The 12,726-nt window shown below is 59.8% G+C and carries 14 protein-coding genes; 9 read left to right on the top strand and 5 right to left on the bottom strand.

Annotated features, from left to right (window positions below):
- Window positions 1-6: 6 nt before the first annotated feature.
- The 3 genes from KZ772_RS11965 (at window position 7) to KZ772_RS11955 (ending at window position 1,495) form a co-directional block, all read left to right on the top strand.
- Window positions 7-489 (top strand): hypothetical protein, encoded by a 483-nt coding sequence (locus KZ772_RS11965; protein ID WP_290511476.1) that lies wholly within the window; start codon window positions 7-9, stop codon window positions 487-489.
- A gap of 30 nt (window positions 490-519) precedes the next feature.
- Window positions 520-882, top strand: coding sequence for an STAS/SEC14 domain-containing protein (locus KZ772_RS11960; RefSeq protein ID WP_290536793.1), 363 nt, complete (start codon window positions 520-522; stop codon window positions 880-882).
- 409 nt (window positions 883-1,291) lie between these two features.
- Window positions 1,292-1,495 (top strand): hypothetical protein, encoded by a 204-nt coding sequence (locus tag KZ772_RS11955; RefSeq protein WP_290536792.1) that lies wholly within the window; start codon window positions 1,292-1,294, stop codon window positions 1,493-1,495.
- A gap of 96 nt (window positions 1,496-1,591) precedes the next feature.
- Here the strand turns inward: KZ772_RS11955 and KZ772_RS11950 are convergent, their stop codons facing one another.
- Entirely contained in the window at window positions 1,592-2,638 is a 1,047-nt protein-coding gene (locus KZ772_RS11950; protein ID WP_290536791.1) for an AraC family transcriptional regulator, read from the bottom strand.
- 103 nt (window positions 2,639-2,741) lie between these two features.
- On the opposite strand from KZ772_RS11950, the gene KZ772_RS11945 reads away from it, so the two are divergent.
- Window positions 2,742-4,340, top strand: a complete 1,599-nt coding sequence (locus KZ772_RS11945) for a cellulase family glycosylhydrolase (RefSeq protein ID WP_290536790.1) — start codon at window positions 2,742-2,744, stop codon at window positions 4,338-4,340.
- A 15-nt stretch (window positions 4,341-4,355) separates the two neighbouring features.
- On the opposite strand, the gene recG is transcribed toward KZ772_RS11945, so the two are convergent.
- Both recG and KZ772_RS11935 read right to left on the bottom strand, forming a co-directional pair.
- Window positions 4,356-6,443, bottom strand: a complete 2,088-nt coding sequence (recG, locus tag KZ772_RS11940; RefSeq protein WP_290536789.1) for an ATP-dependent DNA helicase RecG — start codon at window positions 6,441-6,443, stop codon at window positions 4,356-4,358.
- Window positions 6,444-6,544: 101 nt separating this feature from the next.
- Window positions 6,545-7,447 carry a hydrogen peroxide-inducible genes activator gene (locus tag KZ772_RS11935; protein WP_290536788.1) on the bottom strand — a complete coding sequence of 301 codons (903 nt, stop codon included), beginning with the start codon at window positions 7,445-7,447 and terminating at the stop codon, window positions 6,545-6,547.
- Between the two features lie 214 nt (window positions 7,448-7,661).
- Here KZ772_RS11935 and KZ772_RS11930 point away from each other — a divergent pair, with 214 nt between their 5' ends.
- The 5 genes from KZ772_RS11930 to KZ772_RS11910 all read left to right on the top strand — a co-directional run bounded on the left by KZ772_RS11930 (window position 7,662) and on the right by KZ772_RS11910 (window position 11,817).
- Window positions 7,662-8,486 (top strand): NAD-dependent epimerase/dehydratase family protein, encoded by an 825-nt coding sequence (locus KZ772_RS11930; RefSeq protein ID WP_290536787.1) that lies wholly within the window; start codon window positions 7,662-7,664, stop codon window positions 8,484-8,486.
- Window positions 8,487-8,714: 228 nt separating this feature from the next.
- Entirely contained in the window at window positions 8,715-9,206 is a 492-nt protein-coding gene (gene purE, locus KZ772_RS11925; protein ID WP_290536786.1) for a 5-(carboxyamino)imidazole ribonucleotide mutase, read from the top strand.
- A complete protein-coding gene (locus tag KZ772_RS11920) occupies window positions 9,206-10,312 on the top strand; it encodes a 5-(carboxyamino)imidazole ribonucleotide synthase (protein ID WP_290536785.1) in 1,107 nt (368 codons plus the stop codon). The genes purE and KZ772_RS11920 overlap by 1 nt, the downstream gene beginning before the upstream one ends.
- Before the next feature lie 229 nt (window positions 10,313-10,541).
- Window positions 10,542-11,120 (top strand): VTT domain-containing protein, encoded by a 579-nt coding sequence (locus KZ772_RS11915; RefSeq protein WP_290536784.1) that lies wholly within the window; start codon window positions 10,542-10,544, stop codon window positions 11,118-11,120.
- 61 nt (window positions 11,121-11,181) lie between these two features.
- Entirely contained in the window at window positions 11,182-11,817 is a 636-nt protein-coding gene (locus KZ772_RS11910; protein ID WP_290536783.1) for an MBL fold metallo-hydrolase, read from the top strand.
- Between the two features lie 19 nt (window positions 11,818-11,836).
- Here the strand turns inward: KZ772_RS11910 and KZ772_RS11905 are convergent, their stop codons facing one another.
- A complete protein-coding gene (locus KZ772_RS11905) occupies window positions 11,837-12,073 on the bottom strand; it encodes a DUF2789 domain-containing protein (RefSeq protein ID WP_290536782.1) in 237 nt (78 codons plus the stop codon).
- A gap of 150 nt (window positions 12,074-12,223) precedes the next feature.
- Entirely contained in the window at window positions 12,224-12,610 is a 387-nt protein-coding gene (locus KZ772_RS11900) for a RidA family protein (RefSeq protein WP_290536781.1), read from the bottom strand.
- Window positions 12,611-12,726 lie beyond the last annotated feature (116 nt).

Genomic DNA, 12,726 nt, shown 5'->3' with positions numbered 1-12,726 from the left:
GTTCCAATGACACACCGTTTACTCGCAGCTGCCGCGCTCATGCTGGTGACAACGTCCATTTCCTGGGCAAATACCGAAGGGGTGCCGAATGTGAAGACGCCGGATCCCGAGAAAGTCGCCACCCAGATGGAAGACACACTGGAAGAGATTCAGGCATTCACGGTGGAGCAGAAAAACGAAGCCATGCGTGCCGCCCGCCATGCGCTGGATGACCTGGATAGACAGATCACGTTGCTGCAAAGCGAGATCGACAGCCGCTGGCAGGATCTTTCCCAGCAGGCACGGCTGGACAAACAGTCCGCTATGGCTACCCTGAAAAAACAGCGTGCAGAGCTGGAAGCCAGCTACCAGGCATTGCAGCAGGCCAGTGCGGACAACTGGGAGGCTGCCAAGGTGAAATTCTCCCAGGGCTGGGAAGCCGTCAAACAGAGTTGGCAGGCGCTGAATGCACCTGCAGCACAAAGCCCGGATAGCTCTGAGGAAAACTGAGCGCCGTTAAGGATACAGGGAGGAGCTGGCATGCTGACATTGATTCCGTTCGAAGATGACAGGGTGGTAGGGGCAAAAATTTCCGGCAAGATCACCCGCCCGGAATTCGATACCGTGGCAGCCGCGTTGGAGGCGGCTCTGGCCAGGCACGACAAGGTGCGTTTCTATGCAGAAATGGAAACCTTTGGCGGTGTGGCCATGGATGTCCTGTTCCAGGATCTGAAGTTTGGTCTGCGCCACTGGCAACAATTTGAGCGCGAAGCCGTAGTCACCGATCAGGCCTGGATGCGGCGTCTGGCACTGCTGGCGGACAAGCTATTGCCTTCTATCGATGTGAAGGTCTTTGCCCGTGATGACACGGCCAGCGCCAAGGCCTGGATTTGTGCAGACTGATACTGGCGTCGTTGCGTCTTTTCTCCGGGCAAAAAAGAAGGGCCGTCCGGCCCTTCTTTGACTTTTCCGCTTTGTGTTTTCGGCAGGCTATCCTGCCAGTCCTCGAAATCATCCAGCGCCTGGCGCCAGTCCATGCGAGGCCGGGTTTGTTGCCTGGCAGGTTGGTGAGCACCCCCCTTGCGCATCAGCGGATCCATCGCCGCCCAGTTGCGCAGTGGTTGAGGGCCTTTTGCCATTGTTTTTCTCCCTGTTAAATCAGACGGTTGCTATCGAATCTTCTCGCTTACGCTTGGCGTGGCATGCGGGAAGCGGCGGCGATACTACGCCGTGGCTATTGGATTCACTAGTGGTGCGAAAAAACTTTTTGGTCTGGCTGTCAGTGCTGACCCGCCATGTCATTAGAAAAGGGATGAGTGGGTGGTGGTGTCGGGACTTTATTGCCATCGCGCTGGATGAAGGCGATATCCGTGACGGTGACAAGGTGGTGCTGGATTTCCGCAACCGTAAGCTGGTGGAGCGGTTGCTGCCGGGTCCTGCCAGAAAAATCCACATCACCTACGGAGCGGCACATCTTCCTGGTGTGGTTGCCCTGCCTCCAGAACGGGACCCGTAATGGAAAATACTCTCGGTAAAATGGGCGCGTGGCCTGGCGACACCGGAAAACAGGGAGGGGACACTGGATATTCTGTTTATGCCAGTGGAGTTAGCATCACCCTGAGCCGGAGCGATGGCGGTAGAGGTTATGAATTTTTTCTCTTTTTGGAGTCTGCTCATTATCGTCTTCAAGATTTTGGCGACGATACCTGCCTGGTGATACTCCTTCCCATCTGACAAACGCGCGCGAGAAAGAGCTTTGTTCGGTGTAGCCAACCATGCCGGCAATATCTGACAGGCCAAGTCGTGATTCCCGCAGATAATTGGTTGCCAGCGTGTGGCGGGTTTGATCAAGGAGGGTCTGAAAAGACATACGATGTGCCCGGAGACGTCTTTGCATTGAGCGGGCTGAAATCCCGTTTTCCGCAGCGAGCTTTTCCAGCGAAGGCTGGTCACGGGTAATGATCTGTAATAGTTGTTTTCGGTAATTCCCTATTTCCTCATCCTCCAGTGCCAGCTTTCTGAGTTGTTGTTTCGCTTGATTGTCAAGAATGTCATGGAGGTAGGGGTCTGTTTTGGGGATAGGGGAAAACAGGTTCTTAACAGGAAAAACCAGTTTCGGCATCGCCTGGTTAAATGAAACCTCACAACCGAAAAACTGTTCATAGATGCTCCGGTTTGAGGGAGGGGGACCAACAAATTCCACGGAGGATGGAAATACAGGCTTCTGGTTGATCGCCTGAATCAATTTGAGGGTGGTGCCAAGCCCCAGCTCATCCCATAGCTGACCACTCCAGCCATGTTCGAGAGGCCAGCATAAGACAAGATGGTTCTCTTCAATATTTGCTTTTACCGGGTTCATTTCTGAGATCAGGACGTGATAGCGCTGGCCTTTGGCCAGGGCGTCCATGACATTGTTGCTGCTCAGAAGCAGGTAGCCAACAGCCCCTAGATACCGTAACGAGAACTGGCTGGCGACAGAGAGGCCAAAGGCGGAGTCTTGGGCTGCATGTGCTGCTTTTTCCAACATGCCCTTCCAGCGATCTTCTGCTATTCGGCTTCCTGCCTTTGGTATCTTGCCCAGCAGTTTCTCGGCCGCAATCCCCCGGCTTGCCAGATGATCGAAAAGCAGATGTGAGAAGGTGGCATCGATGCAGCGCATATGTGTCGTTATTTGCTAAAAGTTGTCCGATTCTGGCAAGACGGTAACCCTGCATCAAAGTCATATTTGTATGCATCATGTAGTGGATTTGTCGGAGTGTGCTATGCAAATAACAAGACATTGCCAGTTGGTGCTCAAGCGTATGCTTCTGGTTCCGTTCGCCTTTCTGGTCGGGTGTGGCGGTGGCAGTGGCGGGAGTGCTACGCCTCCTGCAAGCCAGGACAATGTTGCCCAGGAGCAGGGGCAGCCCGACAGTCCGCCTCCCGTGGAGGCCCGGTCTCGCTGTGATGAAGAGGTTTCCGCAGGAAGGCTGGGGCAGGCAGGACGCTGGGTGATTGATGCGGATTGCCGGGTGGTGATTCTGCAGGGGGTGAACCAGATCAGTAAGCTGCCGTCCTACACGCCCGAAGCGATCGGGTTTGGGGAGGATGACCTGAACTATATTGCCAGCCAGGGCTTCAATACCATTCGGTTGGGGTTCATCTGGAAGGCGTTTGAGCCTGAGCCGGGCCAGTACGATACCGATTACCTGGAGTCGCTATACCGTACCGCCCAGGCGGCATCCGATGCCGGTCTGTGGGTATTGTTTGATTTTCACCAGGATATGTATAACGAAAAGTTCAGCGGGGAGGGCTTTCCCGACTGGACGGTGTTTGATGACGGTTTGCCCAACCAGCCTGATTTCGGCTTTCCAGGTAACTATTTCCTGATGCCCGCCTTGTGGCGTGCCTATGATCATTTCCTGGATAACGACCAGGATCTGGCAGGCCGGCCCATGCATGATGCCTTTGCCGAAGCCTGGCGCCGGGTGGCTTCCCGTATCAAGGACGTGGACAGGTTGCTGGGTTATGACTTGTGGAACGAGCCTTTTCCTGGTTCTGCATTGGCGCTCTGTGCAAACCCGCTGGGTTGCTTGCTGACAGATCAGGACAAAAAGCTCACCGCTGTCAGCCGTCGGGCTGCCGATGCGGTGCGGGAAGAGGATGATACGGCAATTATTTTTTATGAACCTTTCGTCACCTTTAACAATGGTGCAGATACTGCGCATGGTGGTGTGGGTGAAGGCGTTAAGGCCGGCATGTCTTTCCACAATTACTGTTTGGCGAAAACGCCGGGGTTACCGGGGCTGCCGCTCAGTGATACCGGGTGCGAACTGGAAGAGCAGATGGTGTTTACCAATGCGGAAAAGCAGTCCAGGGAATTGAGTGATACGTTGATGCTTAGTGAGTTTGGTGCCTCGAATGATCTGGTCACTATCGAACGTCTGATTGATCTGGCGGCAAAGAATCGTGTTTCCTGGCAGTACTGGGCATGGTGGAACCGTGACGTTTGTTGTGAGCGCCCGGAAGAGGGCATTATTTCTCACCCCTCTGATCCACCGCTGGCCGAAAACCTGAATCAGGAAAAACTGGATGTGCTGGTGCGGGCTTATCCGCGGCGTGTAGCCGGGGTGCCGGAGAGTTACGGCTTCGATCGCAAGAACAAAACTTTTCAACTGACGTATTCCACACAGCGAGCGGATGGAAACGGCACCTTCCCGCCCGGCTCCATCACCGAAATCTTTGTGCCGGAACGGCATTATCCCGATGGCTATCAGGTGTCTGTAGAGGGTGGTCAGGTTCTTCCCGGATCAGATGATCAGATTTTGCAGGTAGTCAGCTATGCAGGGGTGGAAACCGTGACGGTGAAAGTCACCCAGTGAGTTGGCGGGAGGGAATTAAATGTCCGCATAGCTTTCCCCTCCCTTCAGCCATCGCCGCAATAGTGATTCGACATTGTCGGGGTGGCCATGAAGCAGCTTGTCGGCCACCTCACGGGCGGGCTCCATCAGGGATTCGTCGCGCACCAGGTCGGCAATGCGGAACGCCATGTCACCGGTCTGGCGAGTGCCCAGCCACTCGCCGGGCCCGCGCAGTTTCAGATCCTCCTCGGCAATCACAAAGCCGTCGGTGGTGTCGCGCATCACTGCCAGGCGCCGTTTGGCGGTGAGTGAAAGCGGTGTCTGGTACAGCAACAGGCAGTAGCTTTGCTCGCCGCCCCGGCCGACACGGCCGCGCAGCTGGTGGAGCTGGGCCAGGCCCAGCCGTTCCGCGTTTTCCATTACCATCAGGGTGGCGTTGGGCACATCCACGCCCACCTCGATGACAGTGGTGGCCACCAGTAGTTGGGCCTCGCCGCTGGCAAAACGGGCCATGCGTTCGGCTTTTTCCTTGGCCTTCATGCGGCCGTGCACCAGTTCCACGGTGAGGTCGGGCAGGGCGGCCTGCAGGTCCGTAAATGAGGCCTCCGCCGCCCTGGCCTGAATCTCCTCGGACTCCTCAATCAGTGGGCATACCCAATAGGCCTGGGTGCCTTGCCGACAGGCATCGTTAATGCGTTCGATCACCTGGGGGCGGCGCCCTTCCGGCAGCACCAGGGTGTCGATGGGTTTGCGCCCCGGGGGCATTTCATCGATCACCGAGGTATCCAGATCACCGTAGACGCTCATGGCCAGGGTGCGGGGGATCGGGGTGGCGGTGAGCACCAGTTGGTGGGGGACCTGGATGCCATGTCGAGTATCGAAACGGCCTTTTTCGCGCAAGGCCAGGCGCTGCTGAACGCCGAAGCGATGCTGCTCGTCGATGATGGTCAGGCCCAGGCGATGGAACTGCACCGCTTCCTGAAACAGGGCATGGGTGCCCACCACGATATGGGCGCTGCCGTCCGCCAGCGCCGCCTGGGTCTCCCGGCGGGCCTTGGCGCCCAGGCTGCCGGCCAGCCAGTGCACCTGGATGTCCAGCGGTGCCAGCCAGTGGAGGAAGTTGTCCCGATGCTGCTCGGCGAGCAGTTCCGTGGGGGCCATCAACGCCACCTGGTAGCCGGATTCGATGGCAGCCAGGGCCGCAGCGGCGGCGACCAGGGTCTTGCCGGAGCCCACGTCCCCCTGAATCAGCCGCAGCATGGGATGCGGTTTGCCCATGTCGTTGAGTAGTTCACCGATTACCCGCTGCTGGGCGCCGGTGAGGGTGAACGGCAGGCTGGCCTGCAGTTGTTCGAACAGGACGTCCGCATGCAGGCGCGGGGCGTGAAAGGCTTTCTGGCCGGCCCGTTTCTGCAGCATGCCGAGCTGGTGGGCTACCATCTCTTCCATCACCAGTCGCTTTACCGCCGGGTGCTTGCCGTCCAGCAGCAGGTTGACCGGGTCATCCGGGCGCGGGTTGTGCAGCTTGCTGAGCGCGTCGGTGAGCGACGGCAGACCGCGCTGGTCGAGAAGGTCAGCGGGGATCAGTTCCGCCGGTGGGTGGCCATGCAGATAATGCAGTGCCTGGCCGGCCAGGTTGCGCAGCAGTTTCTGGCTGACGCCTTCGGTGGTGGGGTAGACCGGCGTCAGCGCCTTTTCCAGTGGGGGCAGGGTCTCGCCGACCTGGTATTCGGGGTGATAAAACTCCAGCCCGGCAGCCCCGGGGCGAGGTTCGCCATACACGCGAATGGTGCGGCCGCGTTCCAGATTGTTCTTCTGCGCGGCGCTGAAATGATAGAAGCGCAGGGTCACCATGCCGGTGCCATCGGCCACCTTGCACAGCAACGAACGACGGCGCCCGAACACCACATCCGCGGCCATGACTTGGCCTTCGATTACCACCCCGGTTTCCGGGCGCAGGCTGCCAATGGGGGTAATGCGGGTACGGTCTTCATAGCGAAACGGCAGATGGAAGAGCACATCTTCCAGATTGTGCAGGCCCAGTTTGGCCAGCCGTTCGGCAGCTGCCGGGCCCACGCCTTTCAGGCGGGTGATGGGCAGGGATGCGAGATTGTCACCGGACATCAGTCAGCCGTTGAATTCCTGTGCGAGTAACGAGGTTCGAGTGGCGAAAAGCAAAAAGCGGTTCGGGTTTTCGTAACTCGAACCCCGCTTCTCGTTCCTCATCAACCGGCCAGCCCTTCCTTTGGCACCGCCTGGCGCAGCACCTCGATGGCTTTCGGCCTCGGGAAGCTGTCTCGCCAGATCAGGGCGATGGTGCGCGCCGGGACCGGGGCCTTGAAGGGGCGTACCGCGAAGGTGGCCTTGTCGTAGCCGTGCTGGTGCAGGGCGGAGTTGGGCAGCACGGTGATGCCCAGGCCGCTGGCCACCATGTGGCGCAGCGTTTCCAGGGAGCCGCCCTCAATCTGCACCAGATTGCGCTGGCGCTGGGAATCGATGGCCGGGCACAGCTCCAGCACCTGGTCCCGGAAACAGTGGCCTTCACCCAGCAGTAGCAGGGTTTCGTCCAGCAACTGGTCCGGGGCGATTTCCTTCTGGGCGGTCCAGGGGTGATCGCCGGGCAGCAGCACGGAAAAGGATTCCTCGTACATGCGTGCCCGCACCAGGCCGCCGCCGGAGAAGGGCAGCGCCACGATAATGGCATCCAGGTCGCCCTGTTCCAGCTTGCGACGCAGTACGTGGGTGTAGTTCTCTTCGATAAACAGGGGCATTTCCGGTGCCGCAGCACGCACTTTCGGCACCATGGTGGGGAACAGGTAAGGTGCCACAGTAAAAATGGCGCCGACTCGCAGTGGCGAACCCAGTTGATCCTGTTGGCTCATGGCCATCTGGGTCAGCAGGTCCGCCTGTTCCAGCACCCGCTGGGCCTGGGCCACGATGGGCTCGGCCTGCGGGGTCACGACGACCTCCCGGGGGCGTCGTTCAAACAGGGGCATGCCGAGCTGCTCTTCCAGCTTCTTGATTGCCGCGCTGAGAGTGGGCTGGCTCACGTTGCAGGCCTGGGCCGCGTGGCCAAAATGGCGTTCCCGGGCCAGGGCGACTAAATAGCGAAGTTCTGTTAGTGTCATGGCGTCGATACGTTTAGTCGATGATAGTTCATTGTGCACACCCGCAAGAGGGGATGCCAGAGCGCTGATTAATTAATAATGAATAATTAATAGTTAATAACTCGCGAGCAAGGGCGCAGGCATCGGTAATCGTGTCAGGTGCGTTCAGGCCTCGGGATGAGGAAGCTTTTCGTTATTAATTATTCATTATTAACTATTCATTGGTTTTGCATTTATGTCCCATATTCTGATTGCCGGTCTGGGAGATCTGGGAACCGGTCTGGCGGAGCAGTTGCTGGCGGAGGGCCATCGGGTCAGTGCCATTCGCCGGGGCAGTCACTGCCCCGCCGGGGTGGAGCTGTACAGCCAGGATCTGCTGGAAGGGGCCGCCATGCTGCCGCCGGATCCGGTCGATCTGGTCGTCATCATCATGACGCCATCCGAGTACAGCGAAGAAGGCTACCTGAAGGCCTATGTGCGGGCGCCGCAAACCCTGCTGGATGCTCTGGCCGGGCAGCAGCCGCTGCCGCCGGTGGTGTTTGTCTCCAGCACGGCGGTGTTCGGTGATGTGGAGGGCGAGGTGGATGAGCTGACACCGCCCAAACCGACTCGCTATAACGGCAAGGTGCTGCTGGCGGCGGAAGAGGAACTGAGCATCCGCAGTCACTGTACCGTGGTGCGGTTTTCCGGCATCTATGGGCCGGGGCGCTATCGCCAGATCGACAAGGCGGCGCGGCTGGCCCGGGGCGAGGAAGAGCTGCCATCAGCTCAGTGGACCAACCGCATCCACCGGGACGATTGTGTGGGCCTGCTCAAGAGTGTGGCCGATGGCTGGCTGGCCGGGCAGGAGATGCCGCCGCTGGTGATCGGTACCGACAACGTGGGGGGACGCAATCTGGACGTGCTGCAATGGCTGGCCGAGCAGCAGGGGCTGACCCTGGCGGTGCCCGATGACGCGCCCGCCGGCAAGCGCATTCGCAGCCAGTACATTCGCCAGGGGCATTACACCCTGCGCTATCCGGGCTACCAGGATGGCTACGCCGCCCTGATCAGCCGATAAACGGCGCCAGCCACCAAAACCGGGGGAAAGTGCGAGACGTTCCAGTAACAATTTGAATTTAAAGCTTATTTTTCTCTTTTAACGATTAACTGTTCACTGTTAACTATTCACTGTCCCTACAGCAGACTTGCCTCCCGCGCACGCGCTAGTAAAGTGTGCGCCTCAATTTTTTCTGTGGCGGGCCCAAGGCTCGCAAAAGCCCGTGGTGGGCGCGATGGAGTGAAGCGAATGAGCACACCGGTTGCCGTGGTAATGGGGTCCCAGTCCGACTGGGAGACCATGAAAGAAGCCTGTGACGCCCTGACCCAGTTCGGTGTGGGCTGGAAGGCGGAAGTGGTGTCTGCCCACCGGACCCCCCAGCGCATGTACGACTTTGCCAAAAGCGCCCACGAAAACGGTTACCAAGTGATTATCGCCGGTGCCGGTGGCGCCGCGCACCTGCCGGGCATGATCGCCTCCCTGACCCCGCTGCCGGTGCTGGGCGTGCCGGTAAAAAGCCGCACCCTGTCCGGCTGGGACAGCCTGTTGTCCATCGTGCAGATGCCCAAGGGCGTGGCCGTGGGCACCCTGGCCATCGGCGCCGCCGGCGCCTGGAATGCGGGCCTGCTGGCAGCGCAGATGCTGGCCGCCGGCAACCCGGAGCAGTTGCAGAAGATTGCTGACTGGAAAGCCTCCCGTGCCGCCGACGTGCTGGCCAATGCTGAGCTGGGTGAAGGCTGATGAATCGCGTGCTCGTTCTCGGTGGTGGCCAGCTTGGCCTGATGATGGCGGAAGCGGCGGCCCGGTTGGGCCTTGTAGTGGATCGTTACGACCCGGAGCGGGCGTTGCTGTTGCCCGGCACCTCGGATCTGGCGGTGCCGATCAGCTGGGAGGAATGCCTGGAGCGTTACCCGGTGATCACTGTGGAGCGCGAAGCGTTCCCGGAAACCGGCCTGTCCGCCGAACTGGCGAAGAGTGACCGCTGTGTGGCCCGGGGTGCCCTGCAAGTGATCCCCGACCGCTTCACCCAGAAATCCATGCTCGACAAGCTGGGTATCCCCACCGCTCCCTGGGTGACCCTGGACCAGCCGGGCGATCTGGATGCGGCGGTGGAGAAGTTCGGTGGCGTGGTGGTAAAGGCGCGCACCGGTGGTTATGACGGTCGCGGTACCTGGATCGTTGGCGAAGGCGGCGATCTCAGCGCGGTGCCCGCCAGCGAGCTGGCCGGCAAGGCCATCATCGAACAAAAGATCCCTTTCCGTCGTGAACTGTCCATTGTCGGTGCCCGCAGCACCAGCGGCGAGACCCTGTTCTACCCGCTCACCCGCAACTGGCATGTGGATGGCATCCTGCGCCTGAGCCTGGCGCCGGCCAATGCCTGCGCCGACCTGCAGAAACCGGCAGAGCAGATGCTCAAGGGCATCATGGAAGAGCTGGACTACGCCGGTGTGATGGCGGTGGAGTTCTTCGAAACCGATGGCCAGCTGATGGTCAACGAGATTGCCCCGCGGGTGCATAACTCCGGCCACTGGACCCACGAAGGTGCCGACTGGTCCCAGTTCGATCTGCACGTTCATGCCCTGGCCGGCGTACCCCTGCACGCGCTGAACGTGCACGGCCCCACTGCCATGGTGAACCTGATCGGTACCCCCTTCGAAAGCGCCTGGCTGCAGCACCCGGGTGTAGTCCACTGGTACGGCAAGGGCGTGCGCCCGGGCCGCAAGCTGGGCCACGCCAATCTGGTGGCAGACAGCCTGGAAGGCCTGCGCGTCGGCCTGGATGCCTGGGCGGATGTGTTGCCGGAAGGGTATCAGGCAGTGCTCGATTCGGAACTGGCGCTGGGGTGAGTGGCAAGTTACAAGTTTCAAGTTGCAACGCGAGACGACATGGCAGTAGCGGCCAAGACGTGCCCGCGCACATAAGCTGGAAACGCGGTGGCGGTGGCTCAAGGATGGCTCGGCGATTTTCCGCGTTGCAACTTGAAACTTGAGACTTGCTACTCCTCCGACCCCTTCACGTTCCAGCCTTCCCCCAATCGGTTACACTGAATCCTGACTCTGAAACAGGAATCCGGATTTGGCCTTGCCCATTGCCATGACACGCTATCGACGACTGATCCTGCTGGCCGTGGTGCTGGTGACAGTGCTGCTCCTTGTGGAGCTCACCGGCCTGCGTGAGCAGTTTTCCCTGCCGGCCCTGCGGGCGCTGCTGGAAGCCAATCTGGTGGTGGGTGTCCTGCTGTTTGTGCTGGCGTTTGCCATCGGTAACCTGATCCAGTTGCCGGGCTGGCCGTTTCTGGCGGCGGCGATACTGGCGTTGGGCACGGTGGCCGGCGGGCTGGTGACCTATGTGGCGGCCTGCGTATCCTGCCTGGTGACCTTCCAGGTGGTGCAGGGTGTCGGTGGCAGTGCTCTGCGGGATATCGACAAGCCGCTGGCAAGGAAGATTCTTGCCCGGCTCGACCGTCACCCGGTGCGCAGCGTGGTGCTGCTGCGCCTATTGTTCCAGACCATGCCTGCCCTGAATTACACCCTGGCGCTCAGCGGGGTAAAACGCCGGGATTATCTGCTTGGCTCCCTGCTGGGCTTGCCCCTTCCGCTGTTGGTGTACTGCTTTTTCTTCGACCGTATTGCCCGGGTGTTGCAACTGGCTTGACCTAAACAAAGGTTCAGGTTTCAGGCTGGCGTCTCGTCATTGATTGATGAGGAGCCATGTCATGCAACAGTTGTATCCGGATCTCTGGCAGACCCGTGCCGAACACCCGGCGCCGGGATTGATTACCCACGCCTATCTGCTCACCCGGGAAACCGGCAATGTGCTGTTCTATAACAGCAGCCACGAGGACGAATGGCAGCATATGGCCGAACTGGGCGGGGTACGTTACCAGTGGTTGAGCCATCAGGATGAAGTGGGTGGCAGCCTGGCTGACCTGCGTCGGCGATTTGCTTGTGAGCTGTCTATCCATGGAGAAGAGCAGGCCGAGGCGGAGCGTTTTACGCCGGTGGCCAAACCTTTTGGCGACAGCCCGGAAGTGCGCGCCGACATTCGTATCCTGCCCACGCCTGGCCATACCCGGGGCAGCGTCTGCTTTTTCTATGCCTCACCCCACGGCAAGCGTTACCTGTTTACCGGTGACACCATTCTGATGGACAACAGTGGTCGCTGGCGCAGCGGCTATCTGCCCGGCATGAGTGACAAGGCCACGCTGGCAGCCAGCCTGCGGGAGGAACTGGCGGTGTTGAAGCCGGATGTGGTGATTTCCAGTGCCACCTACGGTGAACATCCCTGGGTAGAGATGTCCCCCGGGGACTGGCCGGCGGCGGTGGAAGAAGCGCTGGCAGAGTTGCTCTGACTTTACTCCGGCACAGAGCTTAGTGGCGAAGCAGGGCGCTCAAGCTGTCCACCGCTTCGGCCCAGTCCGCGTCTTCGCGGATGGCATCCGCCAGAAAGCGCGCCTGCGCGTCGTTCCAGAACGGCGCCTGGTGCAGGTGCATGCTGTCTTTCAGGGTGCCGGCGTACTGATGGATGAAGTCTTCGATGGCTGACTCGCTGTTTTCCAGGCCGAGCTGGGCAAACAGGGTGGGCAGGTCGTGGGTCGCGGTATCCATATCGCAGTCCCTCCATATCGGATGACGTTGTATCCAAATGGTGCGCTTTTTGGTCGCGGTTGTCTTCCCTTCCACGGAATGGGTTTGGTAACAAAAAACGCCCGCTTGTAAGCGGGCGTGTTGCATGATGCGTGTGGCTTGTTGCGGGGATTATGCAATATCCATGATGCCGTCCATTTCCACCCCGGCGCCCTTGGGCAGGGCGGCCACGCCGATGGCGGCCCGGGCCGGGTAGGGCTGCTTGAAGTGGCGCGCCATCACCTCGTTGACCAGGGCAAAGTGGCTCAGATCGGTGAGGAAGATGTTCAGCTTGACGATGTCCTGCAGGCTGCCGCCAGCGGCCTCGCACACGGCGGTAAGGTTGCTGAATACCTGCTCGATCTGCGCTTCCATATCGCCGTCCACCAGTTCCATGGTGTCGGGCACCAGGGGGATCTGGCCGGACAGGTAAACGGTAGAGCCTGCCTTGATGGCCTGGGAATAGGTGCCAATGGCCTGAGGTGCCTTGTCGGTGCTGATCACGGAATGATTGGACATGATAGGTGCTTCGTTGGTTGTGCCCCCGGCCTGGGCCGGCAGACGGAAAATTGGGAAGCGGCTATGCTGGCACGGTGGGGAATGAGTGACAAGTTGCAAGTTTCAAGTCGCAACGC

The sequence above is a fragment of the Alcanivorax sp. genome (assembly GCF_019431375.1).
GTDB classification, from domain to species: domain Bacteria; phylum Pseudomonadota; class Gammaproteobacteria; order Pseudomonadales; family Alcanivoracaceae; genus Alcanivorax; species Alcanivorax jadensis_A.
The sequence above is the reverse complement of the archived record's forward strand: the minus strand, read 5'-3'. Positions and strand labels throughout refer to the sequence as shown.